Source organism: Curvibacter cyanobacteriorum (assembly GCF_028649475.1).
GTDB classification, from domain to species: domain Bacteria; phylum Pseudomonadota; class Gammaproteobacteria; order Burkholderiales; family Burkholderiaceae_C; genus Curvibacter; species Curvibacter cyanobacteriorum.
Map to the genome: position 1 here is coordinate 120993 of NZ_JAQSIP010000007.1, position 21935 is coordinate 142927.

17 protein-coding genes are annotated in these 21935 nt (G+C 70.5%); 12 read left to right on the plus strand and 5 right to left on the minus strand.

Features of this window, described 5'->3' with window-relative positions; genetic code table 11:
* Positions 1-129: 129 nt before the first annotated feature.
* Together PSQ40_RS15270 and PSQ40_RS15275 are read right to left on the minus strand one after the other, a co-directional pair.
* Entirely contained in the window at positions 130-1548 is a 1419-nt protein-coding gene (locus PSQ40_RS15270) for a TolC family protein (protein WP_273952612.1), read from the minus strand.
* A gap of 203 nt (positions 1549-1751) precedes the next feature.
* Positions 1752-2114 carry a hypothetical protein gene (locus PSQ40_RS15275; RefSeq protein WP_273952614.1) on the minus strand — a complete coding sequence of 121 codons (363 nt, stop codon included), beginning with the start codon at positions 2112-2114 and terminating at the stop codon, positions 1752-1754.
* Positions 2115-2373: 259 nt separating this feature from the next.
* On the opposite strand from PSQ40_RS15275, the gene PSQ40_RS15280 reads away from it, so the two are divergent.
* On the plus strand, positions 2374-6036 hold the full coding sequence (locus PSQ40_RS15280; RefSeq protein ID WP_273952615.1) for an ATP-binding protein: 3663 nt from the start codon (positions 2374-2376) through the stop codon (positions 6034-6036).
* Positions 6033-7028: a response regulator transcription factor gene (locus tag PSQ40_RS15285; RefSeq protein WP_273952617.1), complete on the plus strand. Its 996-nt coding sequence runs from the start codon at positions 6033-6035 to the stop codon at positions 7026-7028. The genes PSQ40_RS15280 and PSQ40_RS15285 overlap by 4 nt, the downstream gene beginning before the upstream one ends.
* 76 nt (positions 7029-7104) lie before the next feature.
* Here PSQ40_RS15285 and PSQ40_RS15290 read toward each other — a convergent pair whose 3' ends face one another.
* Positions 7105-7749, minus strand: coding sequence for a DUF938 domain-containing protein (locus tag PSQ40_RS15290; protein ID WP_273952620.1), 645 nt, complete (start codon positions 7747-7749; stop codon positions 7105-7107).
* A gap of 32 nt (positions 7750-7781) precedes the next feature.
* Positions 7782-9137, minus strand: a complete 1356-nt coding sequence (locus PSQ40_RS15295; RefSeq protein WP_273952623.1) for a DEAD/DEAH box helicase — start codon at positions 9135-9137, stop codon at positions 7782-7784.
* Positions 9138-9361: 224 nt separating this feature from the next.
* Between PSQ40_RS15295 and PSQ40_RS15300 the strand changes: the two genes are divergently transcribed.
* Positions 9362-10438, plus strand: coding sequence for a tRNA dihydrouridine synthase (locus tag PSQ40_RS15300; protein WP_273952625.1), 1077 nt, complete (start codon positions 9362-9364; stop codon positions 10436-10438).
* A 111-nt stretch (positions 10439-10549) separates the two neighbouring features.
* Here the strand turns inward: PSQ40_RS15300 and PSQ40_RS15305 are convergent, their stop codons facing one another.
* Positions 10550-11173 (minus strand): lipocalin family protein, encoded by a 624-nt coding sequence (locus tag PSQ40_RS15305; RefSeq protein ID WP_273952626.1) that lies wholly within the window; start codon positions 11171-11173, stop codon positions 10550-10552.
* Between the two features lie 254 nt (positions 11174-11427).
* Here PSQ40_RS15305 and PSQ40_RS15310 point away from each other — a divergent pair, with 254 nt between their 5' ends.
* The 9 genes from PSQ40_RS15310 to PSQ40_RS15350 all read left to right on the plus strand — a co-directional run bounded on the left by PSQ40_RS15310 (position 11428) and on the right by PSQ40_RS15350 (position 21934).
* On the plus strand, positions 11428-12942 hold the full coding sequence (locus PSQ40_RS15310; RefSeq protein ID WP_273952629.1) for an acetyl-CoA hydrolase/transferase family protein: 1515 nt from the start codon (positions 11428-11430) through the stop codon (positions 12940-12942).
* A gap of 40 nt (positions 12943-12982) precedes the next feature.
* Positions 12983-13954: a bestrophin family protein gene (locus tag PSQ40_RS15315; RefSeq protein ID WP_273952631.1), complete on the plus strand. Its 972-nt coding sequence runs from the start codon at positions 12983-12985 to the stop codon at positions 13952-13954.
* A gap of 39 nt (positions 13955-13993) precedes the next feature.
* Positions 13994-15400 carry a phospholipase D-like domain-containing protein gene (locus tag PSQ40_RS15320; RefSeq protein WP_273952632.1) on the plus strand — a complete coding sequence of 469 codons (1407 nt, stop codon included), beginning with the start codon at positions 13994-13996 and terminating at the stop codon, positions 15398-15400.
* Between the two features lie 92 nt (positions 15401-15492).
* On the plus strand, positions 15493-16527 hold the full coding sequence (locus PSQ40_RS15325; RefSeq protein WP_273952634.1) for a tripartite tricarboxylate transporter substrate-binding protein: 1035 nt from the start codon (positions 15493-15495) through the stop codon (positions 16525-16527).
* Positions 16528-16619: 92 nt separating this feature from the next.
* Positions 16620-17174 carry a 3'-5' exonuclease gene (locus PSQ40_RS15330; protein ID WP_273952636.1) on the plus strand — a complete coding sequence of 185 codons (555 nt, stop codon included), beginning with the start codon at positions 16620-16622 and terminating at the stop codon, positions 17172-17174.
* Between the two features lie 116 nt (positions 17175-17290).
* Positions 17291-18121 (plus strand): TetR/AcrR family transcriptional regulator, encoded by an 831-nt coding sequence (locus tag PSQ40_RS15335; protein WP_273952637.1) that lies wholly within the window; start codon positions 17291-17293, stop codon positions 18119-18121.
* On the plus strand, positions 18118-19020 hold the full coding sequence (locus PSQ40_RS15340; protein WP_273952640.1) for an SDR family oxidoreductase: 903 nt from the start codon (positions 18118-18120) through the stop codon (positions 19018-19020). Before PSQ40_RS15335 ends, PSQ40_RS15340 begins: the two co-directional genes overlap by 4 nt.
* A 70-nt stretch (positions 19021-19090) precedes the next feature.
* On the plus strand, positions 19091-20704 hold the full coding sequence (locus tag PSQ40_RS15345) for an acyl-CoA carboxylase subunit beta (protein ID WP_273952642.1): 1614 nt from the start codon (positions 19091-19093) through the stop codon (positions 20702-20704).
* A gap of 51 nt (positions 20705-20755) precedes the next feature.
* Entirely contained in the window at positions 20756-21934 is a 1179-nt protein-coding gene (locus PSQ40_RS15350; RefSeq protein ID WP_273952643.1) for an acyl-CoA dehydrogenase family protein, read from the plus strand.
* Position 21935: the final 1 nt, after the last annotated feature.

Genomic DNA, 21935 nt, shown 5'->3' on the forward strand with positions numbered 1-21935 from the left:
GCGTGGGTCGGTGGCACGGACCGCGCGCACCGGGCGGGCGGAGTTCAGGGACGGTGTGGTGTTCGACATAGGGGTTCAGCTTGGATAAGGCGTGGAGGGGGCGGACGTCACAGGGGGTGGGCCGGGCGCTCAGGGGCGGTACAGCTCGGCATTGCGGGCCGACAGCAGTTCCAGCTCGATGCGGGCGGCCTGCTGCTGGTAGCGGGCTTCCAGCAGGTCGGCGCGCACGGTGCGCAGCAGGCGTTGCGCGTCCAGCACGTCGAGGATGCCGCGCTCGCCAAAGCGGTAGGCGGCCTGGGCCACGCGCAGCGCAGCCTCGGCCTCGCGCACGGCGCCCAGGCTCAGGGCTTCGGTGCGCACGCGGGCGATCTCCAGCGACTTCCAGGCCAGCAGGATTTGCTGGCGCAGTTCGGCGCGGCGACCGTCGAGCTGGCCTTGCAGGCGCTCCAGCTCCGAACTGGCCTCGGCGGTGGGGCCGGTGCGTTGGTCAAACAAGGGGATCTGCACGCTCACCCCCAGCTGCTGCTGGCGAATCTCCGGGTCCCGGGTCTGGCTGTAGCGCAGCTCCACGCCCGGCAGGCGACTGGCTTTGGCTTCCGTCAAACGGGCCTGGGCACGCGAGACCTCGGCTTGCAGGGCGCGCAGCTCAGGGTTGTGGGTCTCGGCGCGCAGGCGGGTCTCCTCCAGGCCGGGCAGGCCGGGCTCATCGTCCAGCGAGGCTTGCAGGCTCCAGCGCGCCGGCAGCTGGCCGGCGGCCAGGCGGTTCAGCATCAGCAGGGCCTGCTCGGCCTGCAGCGAGGCGTTTTGCTGGCGCTGGCGGGCGTTGATGATTTCGGCGTCGGCCTTGATCATTTCGTAGCGCGGGGCTTCGCCGCTGTCCACCCGCAGGCGCACCCGCTCACGCACCTGCTCCAGCAGGGCCACCGACTCCTGGGCCGCGGCGGCTTCGGCGCGGCGCAGCAACGCCTCATAGGCGCGCAGGTGGACCTGGCTGATCAGCTCGTTGCGGGTCTGTTCGATCTGCTCGGCCGAACTGCGCTCGCCAGCCCGGGCGGCCTCCTGACGGGCGCCACGCAAGGTCGGGTTTTCAATCAGTTGGGCCACGGCCCAGCTTTGCACCTGGCCCGGCGTGGCCGACGGCAGGCGCGCATTGTTGCGCCCACCGGACCATTCCAGGCGGGGGTTGGGCAAGGCGCCAGCGCTGATCACCCCGGCGGCGGCCGTGTTGCGCGCCCGCTGGGCGGCCAGCAACTCGGGGTTGTGGGCCAGCACGGTGCGGGTCAGTTGCTCCAGCGTCAGCACCGGACCTGCGGGGGCCTCGGCCGTGGTGCTGGCACCGGTTGGGGGGCTGGGCGGGGTGGTGCCATCGACGCTGGCGGCCGTGGGCGCCGGGCGCGCTGGGGACGTGGGGGCCTGGGCCCGGGTCGGCAGGCTCACGGCCAGGCAGGCGGTGGCCAGCAGGGTCAGGGCCCAGGCCGAGGCCCGGGGGGCGGCCCGGCGCGGTGCCGTGGAGGAAGCCAATGGGAGGACGTTCGCTTTTGAAGTCATGTGGAGGCGGCCTTGAAGGCGGCAACGATTTAGCAAAAAGTGACGGGCCCGCACGCCTGGCGCAGTGCTTCAGGCGGGCGTGGTCGGGGTGTCATGCACAGGCTGCACCGCAGGTCGCCAGTCTGCCTGCACCCGGCAAAGGGGGCTGAGGCGCGTCGTGGCATCCCTGCTGTGACTGGGGGCGACAGACCACCCCGCGCAAATCAGCTCTGTTGTGGGGGGCGCAGCAGGCCGAGCGGCCAGACAGGCTGGGATTGCAGCGGGTGGCTGGCGGCCAGGGGCACGCCGGCATGGGCCGAATCGGGGTCTTGCACCGGAGACCAGAACAGTTCGGTGCGGTCGTCGTTGGTGACGGGGGGTTGGTAGAGCTGCACGCTGACGCGGAGCTCTTCGTCCAGGGTGTCGGGTTCGTCGGCCAGCACCTCGCAGGGCGAGGCTTCGGCCAGCACGTCGCCCATCAGGGGCGTGTCCGGCTCGTCGTGCCACACCACCGCCTGCGCGTCGCCCTGGAACAGGGCCGCGGTCAGCAGCAGCACGGACAACACGTAAACGAGCAGGAGTCGCATGGGCGGTTAAAACAAGCCGTGACAGGCACAGCGGGCTGGGGAAGTTACTTATTGTGTCTGCTGGCGCAACAGAAGTTCCCCAGCTGCTGAAAAAAGAATGGCCAGTTTAGGGTTGATGGGCCCAACCCAAGCCCGCCCCCCGGGGCTGGGCGTTTGGCACGAATGCTGCACCGAAGCGGTGCGACCCCCGCCTCGTGGGGGCTGCCCTGCCGCCAGGCGGGCCCGATTCACCTGAGTTCAGCCACGGAGTGTCCCAGCCATGAGGGCCTTGCCCCCCCTTGTTCCAGCCCCGCCCGAGGGGGGCGATGCGGGCGCCTTGCCCGAGTCCGCGCCCCAGCAGGTGGTCAAGATCCGCCGCGACTACAACAGCTGGGTGGCCAGCGAGACGCTGGAGGACTATGCGCTGCGCTTTGCGCCGCAGCGCTTTCGGCGCTGGTCGGTGTTCCGCGTCGCCAACACCGCGTTTGGCGCGGCCTCGTTCCTGATCCTGGAGGCGGTGGGCGCCACCTTGCTGGTGCAATACGGTTTTTTGAATGCGTTTTGGGCCATTTTGGCGACCGGGATGGTGATTTTTCTGGCCGGGCTGCCCATCAGTGTGTATGCCGCGCGCTACGGCGTGGACATGGACCTGCTGACCCGCGGCGCCGGTTTTGGCTACATCGGCTCGACCCTGACGTCGCTGATCTACGCCTCGTTCACCTTCATTTTCTTTGCGCTGGAGGCCGCGGTGATGGCCTACGCGCTGGAGCTGGGCTTTGGCATCCCGCCGGCCTGGGGCTACCTGATTTGCGCGCTGGTGGTGATACCGCTGGTGACGCACGGGGTTTCGGTCATCAGCCGCCTGCAGGTCTGGACCCAGCCGCTGTGGCTGCTGATGCTGGTCGTGCCCTACGGCTTTGTGGTCTGGCACGATCCTGGTGCATTCGCGGGCATCACGCACTACGGCGGGGATTCAGGCAACCGGGCGGGCTTTGATTTGCATCTTTTTGGTGCGGCGTCGACCGTGGGCATTGCGCTGATCACGCAGATGGGCGAGCAGGCCGATTACCTGCGCTTCATGCCCCGCCCCGACCCGGCGCGCCGCTGGCGCTGGTGGGCCGGCGTGCTGGCCGGGGGCCCGGGCTGGGTGGTGCTGGGGGTGGCCAAGATGCTGGGCGGCGCCTTGCTGGCCTACCTGGCCATCACCCACATGGTGCCGGCCGACCGCGCGGTCGACCCCAACCAGATGTACTTGGCGGCGTATGAATATGTCTTCCCGCGCTACAGCTGGGCGGTGGCGGCCACGGCCTTCTTTGTCGTGCTGTCCCAGCTCAAGATCAATGTGACCAACGCCTATGCGGGTTCGCTGGCCTGGTCCAACTTCTTTTCGCGTGTCACCCACAGCCACCCGGGGCGCGTGGTGTGGGTGGTGTTCAACACCTTGATCGCCTTCATGCTGATGGAGATGAACGTGTTTGAGGCGCTCGGCGATGTGCTGGGGCTGTACTCGAACATCGCCATTGCCTGGATGATGACCGTGGTGGCCGACCTGGTGATCAACAAGCCGCTGGGCCTGTCGCCGCCGGGCATCGAGTTCAAGCGCGCCCACCTGTACGACATCAACCCGGTCGGGGTGGGGGCCATGGCGCTGGCCTCGGCGCTGTCGATTTCGGCCCACCTGGGGCTGTTCGGGCCCACACCGCAGGCGTTTTCGGCGCTGATCGCGCTGGGCACGGCCTTGCTCACCTCGCCTTTCCTGGCCTGGGCCACGGGCGGGCGCTATTACATCGCCCGCCAACCCGAGCCTGAGAGCGCTCCCGTGCCTGCCGCTGCCGCCGCGGCCACCGCCGACCCGGCGCAGGCGGCGTACCTGGGCAGCGCGCTGCGCCGCTGCGTGATCTGCGAGCGCGAGTACGAGGCCCCCGACATGGCGCATTGCCCGGCCTACCGGGGCCCGATCTGTTCGCTGTGCTGCACGCTGGACGCGCGCTGCGGCGACCTGTGCAAACCGCATGCGAGCCTGTCCTCGCAGTGGTCGGCGGCGCTGCGCTGGGTGCTGCCGCGCGGCATCTGGCCTTACCTGGACACCGGTCTGAGCCATTTTCTGCTGCTGGCGCTGATCATCGTGCCGGTGCTGGCCACGGTGTTTGGCTTGCTCTACCACCAGGAGCTGCGCACCCTGAGCGAGCTGGTGCCCGGCCTGTCGATGGGGCAGGACGCGTTGCGTTCGGGCTTCCTCAAGGCCTACATGACGATGTTGGTGATCGCCGGCATCGTGGCCTGGTGGCTGGTGCTGGCGCACAAGAGCCGCCAGGTGGCGCAAGAGGAGTCGAACCGCCAGACCCGCCTGTTGATGCGCGAAATCGAGCTGCACCGCCAGACCGACGAGGCCCTGCAGACCGCGCGCCAGGTGGCCGAGCGCGCGCGCCAGCAGGCCGACCAGGCCAACCAGGCCAAGAGCCGCTACATCAGCGCCATCAGCCACGAGCTGCGCACCCCGCTCAACAGCATCCTGGGCTATGCCCAGCTGATGGGCGAGGACGCGGGCGTGCCCCCGCACCGCAAGCAGGCCGTCAACGTGATCCGGCGCGGTGGCGAGCACCTGCTGGGCCTGATCGAGGGCACGCTGGACATCGCGCGCATCGAGTCCGGCAAGATGACGCTGGAGGTGCGACCGATGCGCTTTGCCGACTGCGTCAACGACGTGGCGGCGCTGTTCGACCTGCAGGCCGCCGCCAAGGGCCTGCGCTTCCAGTTCGAGCCGCTGGGCGAGCTGCCCGAGGCCGTGCGCGCCGACGAGAAGCGGCTGCGACAGATCCTCATCAACCTGCTGGGCAATGCGATCAAGTTCACCACCCGGGGCCAGGTCACCTTCCGGGTGCGGCACCAGCGCGAAATGGCCACGCTGGAGATCGAGGACACCGGCCCCGGCATGAGCGCGGCCGAGCTGCAGCAGATCTTCGAGCCCTTTGCGCGCGGCAACACCGCCAGTGCCGGTTCGGGGGGCGCGGGCCTGGGGCTGACGATTGCCAAGATGCTGACCGACCTGATGGGGGGCGAGCTGTCGGTGGACAGCACGCCGGGCCAGGGCTCGGTGTTCCGGGTCCGCCTGTTCCTGCCCGAGGTGCCGGCCCACAGCCTCGCGGGCCCCGCCACCCAGGCCCCGGTGCAGGCGCCGCGCAGCGGGTACGAAGGCCCGCGCCGCCGCCTGCTGGTGGTGGACAACGAGGAACCCGACCGCGAGCTGCTGGTGCAGTTGCTGCAGCCGCTGGGCTTTGAGCTGCGCACCGCCGCCAGTGGCCACGACGCGCTGGACCTGCTGGCCGCCGGCTACCAGCCGGATGCCGTGTTCATGGACCTGGCCATGCCCGGCATCGATGGCTGGGAAACCGTGCGCCGCCTGCGCGCCGCGGGCCACACCCAGGCGCGGGTGGCCATCGTGTCGGCCAACGCCTTTGACAAGGGCCTGGACAACGACGTGGGCATCGGCAGCGAGGACTTTCTGGTCAAGCCGGTGCGGCACAGCGAACTGCTCGACTGGCTGGAGCGCCGCCTGGGCCTGGTCTGGCAGCGGGCCGACGCCGGCGCGGCCCCCACCCCGCCGCCGCCCCAGCGCCCGGCAGCGGTCGAGGCGCTGCTGGCAGGCCGCGCCGCCCCATCGGCGGCGGGTGACCCTGTTGCCCCCGCTGCGGGCCCGGCCGCCCAGGGCGGCGCCACGCCGAGCTGGCCCTCGGCGGCGCGACTCAAGACCTTGCTGGAGGCGGTCAACCTGGGCTACTACCGCGGCGTGATGAACGGCCTGGCCGACATCGAGCGCCACGAGCCCGACGGCGCGGGCTGGGTCGAGCCCTGGCGCACGCTGGCGCGGCAGTTCCAGTTCGAGCGCCTGGCCGAGGAGATCGCGCGACAATCGCCTGTTCCCACCGAGCCCCCCAAGCCATGATGCCCACCCCCATCGATCAGACCCTGGACCGAGCCAACAGCGATGTGGTGCTGGTGGTCGACGACGTGCCGGACAACCTCGCGGTGCTGCACGACGCGCTGGACGAATCGGGCTACACGGTGCTGGTGGCCACCTCGGGCGAGGCCGCCTTGCAGCGCGCCCAGCAGGCCCTGCCCGACGTGGTGCTGTTGGACGCGATGATGCCCGGCATGGACGGGTTCGAGGTGGCGCGCCGCCTCAAGGCCGAGCCGCTGACCGCGCACATCCCCATCATCTTCATGACGGGGCTGACCGAGACCGAGCACCTGGTGGCGGCGCTGGAGAGCGGTGGGGTCGACTACGTCACCAAGCCCATCAAGCCCAAGGAGGTGCTGGCGCGCATGAATGTGCACCTGCAAGGCGCCCGCCGCGCGCGCCAGGAGGCCCGCCAGGCCGGTCAGGCCCGCAATGCGCTCGATGCCTTTGGCTATGCCAGCATCACGGTGCGCGTCAGCGATGGCCGCCTGATGTGGCAGACCGCGTTGGCGCGCGACCTGCTGATGCGCTACTTCGGCACCAGCGCCCCGGTCACCCCGGCGCCCGTGGTGGACTGGTTGCGTCGCCACCTGGCCGAGGCCCAGGCGGCGATCGAGCCCCCGCGCCTGAGCTTTGACCAGGGCTCGCGCCGCATCACCTTTCGCCTGCACCAGCAGACCGGCGATAGCGAAGGCGGCGGCGACTGGCTGATCGTCATGCAGGAGGTGTCGGACGAGGCGGTGATCGAGGCCATGAGCTTCTCGTTCAAGCTCACCGCCCGCGAGGCCGAGGTGCTGTACTGGGTGGTCAAGGGCAAGATCAACCGCGACATCGCCGACATCCTGGGCGCCAGCCCGGCCACCATCAAGAAGCACCTGGAGCGGGTGTTCGCCAAGCTCGGCGTGGAAACCCGCACCGCGGCGGCCGCCATGGCCATGAACCGCATCCGGCAGCTCAACCCGCAGTTCGAGGGCTGAGGCCCGCTGCGCCACCTGGCGGCCCCGGCCTGACCCGGCCCCAGGGGCAGCCCATGTCACATCAGATCATGTCAGGTCAGGTCGGAATGGGCCCGGCAGGCTGGCGCCCCCAGACCAACAGCAGGTTGTTGGCCGGCAGCGCGTGGCGCGCCTGAAGTTGCAGGCCTGCAGCCTGGGCCTCGGCGGCCACCGCGTCCAGGGCGCGCAGGCCCCAGGCCGGGTTGCGCGCCTTCAGGTCGGCGTCAAACGCCAGGTTGCTGGGCGCGGTGGGCTGGTCGGCCACCACATAGGGGCCGTAGGTGATGAGCACGCCGGCCGGCCGCAGCACCCGGGCGGCACCCTGCATCAGCGCGGCGCAGCTGGACCAGGGGGCGATGTGCAGCAGGTTGGCGCAAAACACCAGGTCCACGCCTTGCCCCGGGGGCAGCCAGTCGGGCTGGTGCACGTCGAGGGCACGCGGCGGGCCCAGGCGGGCTTGCAGGGCGGCGTCGGCGCGTGCGCGGCGGGCCTGCAAGGTGCTCAGGGCCTGCGGGTCGGGGTCGCTCATTTGCCAGTGCCAGCCGGGCAGGCCCGCGGCAAAGTGCAGCGCGTGCTGGCCGGTGCCGCTGGCGATCTCGAGCGCGTGGCCCTGGGGCGGCAGCACGGCCTGCAACTGGGCCAGGATGGGGCCCTGGTTGCGCTCGGCGGCGGGCGAGAAAGGCAGGTCGTCGGGGGCGTTCATGGTTGACGGGGCGTGGGGCGGCGGGTTCGGGCTCAACGCGGGCGGGCGGTGGCTTGCGCCGCGGCTTCGCGCAATTTGTCTTTTTTGCTTTTGCGCGCGCCCTTGATGCCACCGGTGGCCTGTTCGGGCGTGGCGACTTCGGTGGGCTCAAAGCCGTCCACCTGCTCGCGCGGCACGCGCTGTTGCTGGCGCTTTTCAATCAGGCGGAAGTGCGACTCCTGCGCCGCCGTGACCAAGCTCACCGCCAGGCCCGAAGCCCCGGCGCGGCCGGTGCGGCCAATGCGGTGGGTGTAGTCGGCGGCGGCGCGCGGCAGGTCGTAGTTGACCACCACGGGCAGGCGCACGATGTCGATGCCGCGCGCGGCCAGGTCGGTGGTGATCAGCACGCGCGCGCTGCGGTCCTTGAAGGCCTGCAGCACCTCGCTGCGCTTGCCCTGGCTCAGCTCGCCATGCAGCGAGGCCGCGTGCAGGCCGGCGCGTTGCAGCTTCAGCGCCACGGCTTCGGTGGCGTAGCGCGTGGCCACGAACACCAGCACCTGGGTCCAGCCTTCGGTTTCGATCAGGTGGCGCAGCAGCTGGGTGCGGCGTGCTTCGTCCACGACGATGGCGCGCTGCACGATGTCGGGGGCGGCCTGCTCGGTCGGGCTCAGGGCGAGGTCGATGGGCTCGTGCAGCAAACCCGCGATCAGCGCGTCCAGCGCGGCCGGGAAGGTGGCCGAGAACAGCAGGTTCTGGCGGCGCTGGGGCAGCAGGGCCAGCACGCGCTGCAGTTCGTCGGCAAAGCCCAGGTCGAGCAGGCGGTCGGCCTCGTCCAGCACCAGGTGGGCCACCTGGTCGAGTTGCAGGGCGCGTTGGTCGACCAGGTCGAGCAAGCGGCCCGGTGTGGCCACCACCACCTCGGCCCCGCCGCGCAACGCCAGCATTTGCGGGTTGATCGACACCCCGCCATACAGCACGGCCAGGCGCAGCGGGTCGGCGCAGCGGCGCGCCAGCAGGTACAGGAATTCACCCACCTGCTGGGCCAGTTCGCGTGTGGGCACCAGGATCAGCACCCGCGTGGCGCGGCGCTCGCGCGCCGCGCGCGGTGCATTGAGCACGGGCAGCAGTTGCTGCAACAGGGGCAGGGCGTAGGCGGCGGTCTTGCCCGAGCCGGTTTGGGCGCAGACGCGCAGGTCGCGGCCCGCCAGCACCTGCGGAATGGCCAGCGCCTGCACGGGCGAGGGCTGGTCGTAGCCGTGGCTCAGGGCGGCCTGGGCGAGGGCCGGCAGCAGGCCGAGCGCCGTGAACGGGGCGGTGGCCGGCGCCGTCGGGGCGCTGACCCCGGCGGGGGCGGCCTGGTGGGCAGGGGTCTGGGCGCCGGGGGCGGCGGGGGAGGGGGAGCTGGACATTCAAGACCCGGTTGGTGGCTGGCGGCCGCGAACGCGACCGGACCGGGGGATTGTCTCAAACCCGCCGCGCGTGCGCCGGTTGCCGGGCGCCACGGCCCCACGGCTCGACATGGGGCGGCGAGTGGCGGCGAGGGGCGCAGGCCGGTGCCGGGCCCCGCCAGCGCCGTGGCGCGCGCATCGGCGAGAATCACGCCTTTCGTTTCATGCCTCACCCCTGAACTGCCATGGCCATATTGCTGGCACCCATGGAAGGCCTGCTGGATTTCGTGCTGCGCGACGTGCTGACCCGGGTCGGGGGCATCGACCGCTGCGTGTCGGAGTTCATCCGGGTCACCGACACCGTGCTGCCCGAGCGCACCTTCTTGCGCATCGTGCCCGAACTGCGCCACGGCGGCCGCACGCCCGCCGGGGTGCCGGTGCGCGCGCAGCTGTTGGGGTCTGACCCGCAGTGCCTGGCCGACAACGCGGTGCGCCTGGCCTCGCTGGGGCCGGCGGGCATTGACCTCAACTTTGGTTGCCCGGCCAAGGTGGTGAACCGCCATGGCGGCGGCGCCGCGCTGTTGCAAGAGCCCGAGTTGCTGCACCGCATCGTGGCCACGGTGCGCCGTGCGGTGCCGGCTTCGATGCCGGTGTCGGCCAAGATGCGCCTGGGCTTCAACGACGATCAGCGGGCCGAAGACTGCGCCCGCGCCATCGCCGAAGGCGGTGCCGACGAGCTGGTGGTGCACGGCCGCACCAAGGCCCAGGGCTACAAGCCGCCGGCCTACTGGGCGCGCATTGCCGACGTGCGCGCCGTGGTGCGCATCCCGGTGGTGGCCAATGGCGAGATCTGGTCGGTCGAGGACGCGCGCCGTTGCCGCGCCGAATCCGGCTGCCACGACCTGATGCTGGGGCGGGGCATGGTGGCGCAACCCGGCCTGGCGCTGGCGATCCTGGCCGACCAGGGCGATGCCGCTGGCCGGGTGCCGACCTGGGCCGACCTGCTGCCCCTGCTGCATTACTTCTGGCACCTCAACCTGTCGCACATCGAGCCGCGCTCGCGACCGGGCCGCCTCAAGCAGTGGCTCAACTACCTGCGCCGCAGCCACCCCGAGGCCGAGGCCGCCTACCAGCAGTTGCGCACCGTCAACGACCCGCGCGTGGTCGAGGCCTGGCTCCAGCAGCTGCCCGTCACGGCGCCGATCCCCGCGACCGCCCAAGTGCCGGGCGCGGCCTGGGGGGGCACGCCGGGTGCGGGGCCGTCCGCGCCGCCGCAGTCCGCCACAGCACCGAGCCCCGAGGCCGAGCCGCTGTGGGCCTGAGCCCGCGGCCTGGCCGCGGCCCGCATGGGTTCAAGTTTCAAGGTTCGTTTCAACAGGGGCCCCGCACGGCCCGGTTGACAGCCCCTGGCGCTGGTGCCTGGGCGGCGCCGCTCAGGGGGTGCCGGGGCGCGTGACCGGGGTGTCGCCGTGCGGTGTCCATTGCAGGCGCGCCGGGTCAAAGCCCTGGGCGATCAGGCGCTGCAGCAGCGCCTGGTAGGCCTGCGGATCAACCTGCGGCTGGCGTGACAGCACCCACAGAAACTCGCGTTGCGGTTCGCTCACCGCCACCAGCTGGTAGGCCGGTTCGAGGTCGATCACCCAGTAGTCACCCCACACGGCGGGCAGCCAGCCCAGCCAGGCCGGCGCAAATCGCACTTGCAGGCGGGGCGAGTCGGTGCCACCCACCAGGCGGGCCGCGCCCTCGGCGCTGTCGGTGCTGCCATCGGCGCGGCGGCACTGGTTGAGCACCCGCACCTGGCCATCGGCGCGCATCTGGTAGTCGGCGCGGGTGTCGGCGACGCACTTTTGCTGGAAGCGGTTGGGGTACTTGGCAATCTCATACCAGGTGCCCAGGTAGCGCGGCAGTTCGAGCCGGGCCACGGTTTGCAGGGGGGCGGGGGCCGCGTTGGGGGCCGCCGCGCCGGCGGCGTGGGCCGCGGGGGCCAGGGCGCTGGCCGCCAGCAGCAGGGCCGCAGCGAGCCGGGTGGACCAGGGGGAGCAGGGCAGGGGTGTCATGGGAGGCTGGCAGGGTTGGGGCGGTGGTCGGGGCTGAAGGGGCTGGAGGGGCGGGGAAGGCTTGGCCGCCTGATTGTGCGGTGGCAGGGGTCGCTGAGTGTGAAGCCTGGGTATCCGTGGCGGCTTGATTTGTAAAAATGGAATGACATTCCAAAAAATACCTGGGTAAACCCTTGCTTGTCACAATCTGCTGCTAGACTTTCGGGCGCTGGCGCCACCCCAGACGCCAGAACCCCGACTGGAGACCTGATCGCATGAGCCCGACCGACCGCATTCGCAGCCCCGAACTCCTGGCCAAGGTGATGAGCGCCGAAGCCGCTGCCGCCCTGATCCCGGTCGGCGCCAACGTGGGCATGAGCGGCTTCACCGGGGCGGGCTACCCCAAGGCCGTGCCCCAGGCCCTGGCCGACCGCCTGGCCGCGCTGCATGCGGCGGGCGACACCGCGGCGCGCATCGGGCTGTGGACTGGCGCCTCGACCGCCCCCGAGCTGGACGGTGCCCTGGCCAAGGCCGATGGCATCGAGATGCGCCTGCCCTACCAGTCCGACCCCACCTGCCGCCAGCTCATCAACGCCGGCAAGATGCACTACACCGACCTGCACCTGTCGCATGTGGCGCAGTTCGCATGGTTCGGCTTCTTGGGCAAGCTCGATGTGGCGGTGGTCGAGGTGGTGGCCATCCTGCCAGACGGGCGCCTGGTGCCATCGACCTCAGTGGGCAACAACAAGACCTGGCTGGACCAGGCCGACAAGATCATCATCGAGGTCAACGAGCAGCAAAGCCTGGGCCTCGAAGGCATGCACGACATCTATTACGGCACCGAGATACCGCCGCACCGCAAGCCGATCCCGATGCTGCACACCAGCGACCGCATCGGCGAGCCCTACCTGCGCTGCGACCCCCGCAAGGTGGTGGCCGTGGTGCGCACCTGCCAGGCCGACCGCAACTCGGTGTTTGCTGCGCCCGATGAAGTGTCCGATCAGATCGCGGGCCACATCATGGAGTTTCTGCAGCACGAGGTGAAGGCCGGTCGCCTGCCCCCTGAGCTGCTGCCCCTGCAATCGGGCGTGGGCAATGTGGCCAATGCGGTGCTCAGCGGGCTCAACCAGGGGCCGTTTGAGAACCTCACCGCATTCACCGAGGTGCTGCAGGACGGCATGCTGGAGATGCTGCGCTCGGGCAAGCTGAGTTTTGCCTCGGCCACCGCGCTGTCGCTGAGCCCGGCGGCCACCGCCGAGTTCAACGCCAACATCGACTTCTACCGCCAGCGCATCGTGCTGCGCCCGCAGGAGATCAGCAACCACCCCGAGCTGGTGCGCCGGCTGGGCGTGATCGCCATGAACGCGATGATCGAGGCCGACCTCTACGGCAACGTCAACTCCACCCACATCATGGGCTCGAGCATCATGAACGGCATTGGCGGTTCGGGCGACTTTGCGCGCAACGGCTACCTGTCCTTCTTTGTCACGCCCTCGGTGGCCAAGGGCGGCGCCATCTCGTGCATCGTGCCCATGGTCTCGCATGTGGACCACACCGAGCACGATGTGCAGGTCATCGTCACCGAACAAGGCCTGGCCGACCTGCGGGGCCTGGCCCCCACGCAGCGCGCCAAGCTGATCGTCGAGCGCTGCGCCCACCCCAGCTTCCGGCCCCAACTGCAGGACTACCTGGACCGCGCCGCGCGCGGCGCCCCGGGCCTGCACACGCCCCACTTGCTGACCGAGGCCCTGAGTTGGCACACCCGCTTCCTCGAAACCGGCCACATGTGACGCCCACCCGCACGCCCGGGCGCCGCGCCAGGGGCACCCCATGATCGTGCGCGACCGCCCCAGCGGGCTGAAGCTGTTCTGGCTGATGCGGGGCTCCATCCTGCCGCGCATCAGCCGTGTGCTGCTCTTCAACATCGCGCTGGCCACCGTGGTCACGCTCAGCCACGGGGCGCTGTTCCACACCAAAATCACGCTGACGGCGATCCCCTTCACCCTGATCGGTTTGCCGCTGGCGATCTTTCTGGGCTTTCGCAACACCGCCGCCTACGACCGCTACTGGGAGGCGCGCAAGCTGTGGGGCGAACTGCTGCTGCGCAGCCGCAACCTGGCGCGCCAGTGCCTGTGCCACATCGCGCCACCGCAGGCCGGCGTCGGCGCTGCCGCCGAGCCCTCCGCCCTGACAACCCCCACCCACCCGACCGACCGCCGGGTTCACATGGTGCGGCGTGCCGCCGCGTTTTGCCACGCGCTGCGACTGCTGCTGCGCGACAGCCGGGACACGGCCGCGGTGCAGGCCTGGCTGCCCGAGGGCGAATGGGCCGCCGTGGCCCGCAGCCTCCACCTGCCCCAGGCCCTGATGATGCGCATGGGGGCCGACCTTGCCGCCTGCCAGCGCGAGGGCCGCGTGGACGCGCAGATGGCGGTGCAGATCGACCACACCCTGTCGGCCCTGACGGCGGCGGCCGCCTCGTGCGAGCGCATCAAAAGCACCCCGGTGCCGTTCTCCTACACCCTGCTTCTGCACCGCACGGCCTACGCTTATTGCTTTCTTTTGCCCTTTGGTCTGGTCGATACCCTGGGCTTCATGACCCCGCTGGTGGTGGCCATCGTGGCCTACACCTTCTTCGGCCTCGATGCGTTGGGCGATGAAATCGAGGAGCCGTTTGGCCTGCTGCCCAACGACCTGCCCCTGGACGCGCTGTGCCGGCATATCGAGATCAACCTGCTCGAGTCGCTGGGCGACACCGAGCTGCCGCCGCCGTTGGTACCGCTTGACTACTGCCTGATGTGACCCTGGCGGCCAAGGCGGGGGCTGCCCCATACTGGCGCCATGCTTTTCACGCTGACCCCTTTTGACTGGTGGACCCTGCACGGTCTGGTCACGGTGCTGGCGCTGCTGGTCTACGTCATCACCTCGCATGTGACGCGCCAGCGTCGGCAGCCGGCCGCGGCCATCGCCTGGGTGTTTTTCATCCTGCTGATGCCCTATGTGGCGCTGCCCGCCTACCTGACGTTTGGCTCGCGCAAGCGCCCGCGCCCGGCGGTGCACGCCGTGCCCCTGGCGCTGCCGGCCCCGGGGGGCGAGGCCTGGGTCACCCGCACCCTGTGCGCGCTGGGGCAGCCGGTGCCCGCGGCCTACCGCGACCTGCAGGTGCACGAGGACGGCTGCGCCGCCCGAGCGGCGCTGATGGCCGCGGTCTTCAGCGCCCGGCAGCGCATCGAGATCGCCACCTTCATCCTCAAGGACGACGTGCTGGGCACCGAGCTGATGGACGCGCTGTGCGCCCAGGCCCGCGCCGGGGTCCAGGTGCGCCTGCTGCTCGATGGACTGGGCAGCCTCATGGCAGGGCGGCCCAAGCTGCAGCGCCTGACCGATGCCGGCGCCCAATGCCTGCTGTTTGTGCCCCCGCTGCACTCGCCCCTGCGTGGCCGCACCAACCTGCGCAACCACCGCAAGCTGGTGCTGGTGGACGCCGGCCAGCCCCACGCCCGCCTGTGGTGCGGCGGCCGCAACCTGGCCGCCGAGTACTTTGAAGGCCAGCCCGGCGTGCCGGTCTGGTGCGACCTCAGTTACGACCTGCGCGGCCCGCTGGTGCAGCAGGCCAGCGACCTGTTCGAGCACGACTGGGCCTTTGCCGGTGGCCAGGCCCGCCCCGCCAGTCCCTTGCCAGCGTCGCTCGCCGACCCGGGCGCGGCGCCACTGCCGCAGGCCCAATGGGCTGCCTCGGGCCCCGACCAGGCCGACGACACCGTGTACGCGCTGTTGCTCACGGCGACCCACCGCGCCAATGCGCGCCTGTCGCTGGCCACACCGTACTTCGTGCCCGACCCGGCGCTGCTGATGGCGCTGTGCCTGGCGGCACGGCGCGGCGTGGTGGTGGACCTGCTGCTGCCCGCGCGCTCCAACCACGGCCTGTCCGACCTGGCCCGCAACCGCGCCCTGCGGGCGCTGGTGCAGGCCGGTGGGCGGGTCTGGTTCTGGCCCGGCATGCTGCACGCCAAGCTGGTCATCGTGGACGACGTGCTGGCGCTGGCGGGTTCGGCCAACCTGGACAGCCGCAGCCTGTTCCTGAATTACGAGCTGATGCTGGCTTTTGAGCCCGGCGAGGCGGTGCAACGCTTCCAGGCCTGGTTCGACCAGCAGCGAGCCCAGGCCACGGCCCACCACCCGCGCCCCGCGGGTTTGGTGCGGGATCTGCTCGAGGGCATGTTGCTGTGGACCGGCTTTGAACTGTGAAATGGGCGGGTCTAACCGGTTGAAGCCCCCTTGTGGAGCGCTTAAAGTCGCGTCAGCAGGTCATTGGCTGACCTGTTTCCGACGGAGATTTCATGCCTTCCCTTTTCCCTCGCCCGCTGGGCGAACGCGCCTCTGAGCTGCAGGCCCCTGTTCATTCACCGCGCCGCCGCGCCTTGCAGGCCCTGGGGGCCTTCGGCGCCAGCGCCTGGTTGGGGGCCGCCCAGGCCCAGGCCCCGCTCGAAGGCGGTGCCCTGAAGATCGTGGTGCCGTACCCGCCCGGGGGCTCGTCAGACCGCGCCGCGCGCCTGATCACCGACGCCCTGTCGCAGCGCCTGGGCGTGCCGGTGATCGTCGAGAACCGCGTCGGCGCGGGCGGACGCCTGGCCGCGCAGCAACTGCACCGCGACACTTCGGGTCAGAACCAGATCCTGCTGGCCAACCCGGCCACCATGGTGGTGGCGCCCCTGGTGTTCAAGGACAACGGCTACGACCCCGAGCGCGACTACCAGCCGCTGTCGCAGGTCACGCGCTACGCTTTCGGCGTGGCGGTCGGCGCTGGCGTGCCGGTGCGCGAGTTCAGCCACCTGCGGGCCTGGATGCAGGTCAACCAGGCGCAGGTCTCGGCGGGCGTACCGGCCACGGGCAGCCTGCCGCATTTCTTTGTGCTGATGCTCAGCGAGCAACTGGGCCTGAAGATGCCGGTGGTGGGCTACCGCGGATCGGCCCCCTTGCTCAACGACCTCATGGGCGGCCATGTGCCGATCGCGGTTGACACGCTGGACACCCTGGAGCCGCTGCACAAGTCGGGCAAACTGCGCATCCTGGCGGTGTCGAGCGAGCAACGCGCGGCGTCCCTGCCCGGCGTGCCGACCTTCCGCGATGTGGGCCTCAAGCTGTCGGCCGAGGGCTGGAACGTGCTCTACGCGCCCAGCCAACTGCCCGCCGAGCGCGCGCGCCGCATCGCCCAGGCCATCACCGAGGTGATGGCCGACAAGGCGATGCAGGCCCGCTTTGCCGCCGCCGACATGGTGCCGGTCAGCAGTGGCCCCGACGCCACGCGCCGCATGTTGAGTGCCTTCCAGGCCCAATGGGCCCCGGTGGTGCGCCAGTCGGGCTTCCAGCCCTGAGCGGGTGTCACCCGGACCCGGCCCCAAAGTTGCTAACAGCCCCCTGTCGGTCCTGCACAGGCTGACAAACCAACAACAGGGAGGAGCGCGGCATGCAAGCTGACGCAGTGCTGGCAGAAAACGGGATCACGGTGCCCGTGGTGATCGACATCGAGGCCTCGGGCTTCGGCCGGGGCAGTTACCCCATTGAGGTCGGCTTTGTGCTGGCCGATGGTGAATCCTGGTGCAGTCTGGTGCGGCCCGAGCCCGAGTGGCTGCACTGGGACCTGGGGGCGGCCGCGGTGCACCGCATCCAGCGCGACAGCCTGCTGCGGCATGGCCGCAGTTGCGCGGACGTGGCGCAGTTGCTGAACCAGCGCCTGCGCGGCCAGACCGTCTACACCGACTGCTGGGCCCACGACTACGCCTGGATCGCCCGCCTCTACGACGCGGCCGAGCGCAGCCCCAGCTTTCGGCTGGCCAACCTGCAAGGCCTGCTCAACGACAGCCAGCTCGCGCTCTGGGACCAGACCCGGGCCGAGGTGGCTGCGCGCCTGCGCCTGCACCGGCACCGCGCCAGTGCCGACGCGCGCGTGCTGCAGCAAACCGTGCTGACCCTGCGCCAGCCCCTGGGCGCGGTGACCGCGCCGCGGGGGGCCGAGGGCTGAGCCGACCGCGCGCCAACGGGCAGGGCGGGGTGGGCGCGGTGGGGCCGCCTCCCATGGCTTTATTTATGCAAAGCAATCGCTTGCTAAAAATAAATTGATTTGCTAACCTGCCGGACATGGAAAAACCTGTCCGACGCAGCCGCCGAGCGGCGTCCTCCCCTGTCAATGAGCCCGCCGCCGATCACGCGGCCGCAAAGCGGGCGCCGCGCGCGCCACGCGCCCCTGCCCCTCCCACCGACTCCGCGCCCGCCAGCCCCGCCACGGGGCTGCCAGAGGCCGTCGCCGACACCACCGTCCCCCCGGCGCTCCCCGGCTCAGCGATCGAGCCCCGCCGCCCGCGGGGCCGCCCACGCAAAACCGCAGAGGAGCTGGACGACGGCAACCGCCGCCGCAAGCTGATCGAGGGCGCGGCCCGCCTGTTCCGCAGCAAGGGCTTTGACGCCGCCAGCACGCGCGACATCGCGGCCGCCGCGGGCATGCACAGCGGCTCGCCCTTCTACCACTTCGAGAGCAAGAGCGCCTTGCTCTACGCGGTCATGGACGAAGGCATGGTCATGGCCGCCCACAGCCAGTCGAACGCCCTGGCCCTGTTGCCGGCGCAGGCCACGCCGCGGGAGCGCCTGCGGGTGCTGGTGCGGCACCACTTTGAGATCCTGTTGGGCCCCAACAGCGATTTCATCCCGGTGATGCTGTACGAATGGCGCTCGCTGAGCCCGGCCCAGCGCAAGGGCATCGCGCGCGTCAAGGACGCCTACGAAGGCGCCTGGATGCCGGTGCTGCAAGCCCTGGCCGACCAGCGCGTGCTGCTGGCCGAGCCCGCGGTGGCGCGCCTGTTCATCTTTGGTGCACTGAACTGGTCGGTGCAGTGGTTCGACCCCAAGCGGGGCCTGAGCCTGGACCAACTCACCGAGCAGGCGCTCGCCCTGTTCATCCGGGAGACCCCATGAGCCATGCCACCGCCTACCGATCGGCCTTTGCGCCGGGCCTGTTTGACGACCAGGTGATCCTGGTCACCGGCGGGGGCTCGGGCATTGGCCGCTGCTGCGCGCACGAGCTCGCACGGCTCGGCGCCCGCGTGGTCCTGCTGGGGCGCAACCCCGACAAACTGGCCGCCGTGCGCGCCGAGATCGAGGCCGATGGCGGCCGGGCCAGCACCCTGGTGGCCGACATCCGGCGCGAGGAGGCGGTGGCCGCGGCGGTCGGCGCGCTGCTGGCCGAGCACGGCCGCCTCGACGGCCTGGTCAACAACGCCGGCGGCCAGTACCTGGCGCCGCTCGAAAGCCTCTCGGCCAAGGGCTGGGAAGCGGTGCTGCACACCAACCTCACCGGCGGTTTTCTGGTGGCGCGCGAGTGCTACCGCCAGCACCTGGCCGGGCACGGCGGCGCCATCGTCAACATCGTGGCTGACATGTGGGGCAGCATGCCGGGCATGGGCCACAGCGGCGCGGCGCGCGCCGGCATGGTCAGCTTCACCGAGACGGCGGCGCTCGAATGGGCCTGCCAGGGCGTGCGCGTCAACGCCGTGGCGCCGGGCTACATCGCCTCCAGCGGCATGGACCACTACCCGCCCGAGGCTGCCGACCTGTTGCGTGCCATGCGCCACACCGTGCCCCAGGGGCGGTTTGGCAACGAGGCCGAGGTGTCGGCGGCGATCGTCTTCTTGCTCAGCCCGGCGGCCAGCTTCATCAGTGGCAGCACCTTGCGCGTCGATGGCGCGCGGCCCCAGGCGCGGCTGGGCTGGCCAATGCAGCGCCCCAGCGCGGCGGTGCAGCAACGCCCTGCGGTGCGCCCGTTTGACGGCTTTCACCGTGCCCAGACGCCGCGCGTGTTCGCCGAGGCGCCGTGACGCCCGCAGGACCTGAGCCCCATTCAGCCCCCACCGCTGCCCGCCGACCCGACCCGATCCGGACCCCACCATGAGCCACTTTGAATCCTGCTGGAACCCGGCCTCCCCCCAGGCCTTGCAACGCCGTGCGGCCTTGCTGGAGCGCATCGCCGCGCTGCGTGCGCTCGAGGACCGGGCCGCGGCAGCGTCGGCCCGCTCTCAGGCGGTGTTCGACAAGCGCGGCCAGCTGCTGCCGCGCCAGCGTGTGGCCCTGCTGCTGGACCCGGGCCGGCCGTGGCTGCCGCTGGCCACGCTGGCCGGTTATGGGCAGGACACGCCCGAGCTGGCGCGTTCGGTGCCGGGTGGCGGCATGATCGCGGGCATCGGCTGGGTGTCGGGCGTGCGCTGCATGGTGGTGGCCAGCGACTCGGGCATCGAGGCCGGCGCCATCCAGCCCATGGGGCTGGAAAAAATCCTGCGGGCGCAGGAGATCGCGCTGCAAAACAAGCTGCCCTTCCTGCACCTGGTTGAAAGCGCGGGCGCCAACCTGATGCGCTACCGCGTCGAGGGCTTTGTGCACGGCGGCAGCCTGTTCCGCAACCTGGCACGCTTGTCGGCGGCAGGTGTCCCGGTGATCACCGTGCAGCATGGCTCGGGCACGGCGGGCGGCGCCTACATGCCGGGCCTGAGCGACGTGGTGATCATGGTGCGCGGGCGCTCGCGCGCCTTCCTGGCGGGGCCGCCGCTGCTGCAGGCCGCCACCGGCGAGATCGCCACCGAAGAAGAACTGGGCGGCGCCGAGATGCACACCCAGGTCTCGGGCCTCGGTGAGCACCTGGCCGAGGACGACCGCGAGGCGCTGGCCCTGGCCCGCGAGGTGGTGGCCCAGCTGGGCTGGGCCCCACCCGAGGCGCCGCCGGCCTTTGCCGAACCGCGCTACCCGGCCGATGACTTGCTGGGCCTGATGTCGGACGACCTGCGCCAGCCCGTGGACATGCGCGAGCTGATGCTGCGCCTGGTCGATGGCTCCGAGCTGCTGCAGTTCAAGCCGCTGTATGGCGCGGCCACCGTCTGCGCTCAGGCCCGCATCGAGGGCCGACCGGTCGGTCTGATCAGCAACAACGGCCCGATCGATGTGGCGGGCGCCAACAAGGCCACGCACTTCATCCAATGGATGTGCCAGCTCGGTCACCCGCTGATCTACCTGCAGAACACCACCGGCTTCATGGTCGGCAAGGACAGCGAGCAGGGCGGCATGATCAAGCATGGCAGCAAGATGATCCAGGCCGTCAGCAACGCCACGGTGCCGCAGATCACGCTGCAATGCGGGGCCAGCTTCGGCGCTGGCAACTACGGCATGTGCGGGCGCGGTTATGCGCCGCGCTTCCTGTTCAGCTGGCCCAACGCGCGCACCGCGGTCATGGGCGGCGAGCAGGCCGCGCGCACCATGCAGATCGTGGCCGAGGCGGCGCTGGCGCGCAAAGGCCTGGCGCCCGACCCGGTGCGCGCCCAGGCCCAGTTCGAGCAGACCGTGGCGCTGTTCGAGTCGCAGGCCGATGCCTTCCACACCAGCGGCCTGCTGCTCGATGACGGCGTGATCGACCCGCGCGACAGCCGCGCCGTGCTGGCCCAGTGCCTGGCCCTGTGCGCCGACGCCGAAGCGCGCCGCCTGCGCCCCCTGTCCTTTGGGGTGGCGCGCATGTAGCGCCCGCGGCCGCCCCCGGATCCCTCATGACAAAAACGGAGACAGACGACCATGCAATTCACCCATGAGCACCGTGAGATCCAGAACACCCTGAAGCGCTTCATCGACGCCGAGATCAACCCCCATGTGGACGAGTGGGAAGAGGCCGAGATGTTCCCCGCGCACGAGGTGTTCAAGAAGATGGGCCAGCTGGGCCTGCTGGGCCTGACCAAGCCCGAGGCCTATGGCGGCGCCGGTCTCGACTACAGCTATGGCCTGGCGATGGCCGAGACCCTGGGCCACATCGACTGCGGCGGTGTGCCCATGGCCATCGGCGTGCAGACCGACATGTGCACCCCGGCGCTGGCGCGGTTTGGCAGCGACGCCTTGCGGCGTGAGTTCCTGGCCCCGGCCATCGCGGGCGACCAGGTGGGGTGCATCGGCGTGTCCGAGCCCGGTGCCGGCAGCGACGTGGCCGGCATCAAGAGCGTGGCGCGCAAGGACGGTGACGACTACGTCATCAGCGGCCAGAAGATGTGGATCACCAACAGCCTGCAGGCCGACTGGATGTGCATGCTGGTCAACACCGGCGAAGGCCCGGTGCACAAGAACAAGAGCCTGGTCATGGTGCCGCTGCGCGACGGGCCCCGGGGCCAGCTGACCCGGGGCATCGAGGTGGCGCGCAAGATCAAGAAGATCGGCATGAACAGCAGCGACACCGGCCTGCTGTACTTTGACGAGGTGCGCGTGCCCCAGCGCAACCGCATCGGCGCCGAGGGCCAGGGCTTCATCTACCAGATGCAGCAGTTCCAGGAAGAGCGCCTGTGGGCCGCCGCGAGCTGCCTGCAGTCGCTGGACAACTGCTTGAGTGCCACCATCGGCTGGGCCCAGGAGCGGCGCTTGTTTGGCGGCACGCTGGCCGACCAGCAGTGGGTGCAGTTCAAGCTGGCCGAGATGAAGACCGAGCTGGAGTGCCTGCGCGCGCTGACCTACCGCGCCTGCGAGCTGTACGTGCAGGGCCAGGACGTGACCGAGCTCGCCAGCATGGCCAAGCTCAAGGCCGGGCGGCTGAACCGACTCATCCCCGATGGCTGTCTGCAGTTCTGGGGCGGCATGGGCTTCACTTGGGAGAACAAGGTCTCGCGCCTGTACCGCGACGGCCGCCTGGGCTCCATCGGCGGTGGCGCCGACGAGGTCATGCTGGGCATCCTCGCCAAGACCCTGGGCATCGCCAAACGGCCGCAGGCCTGAA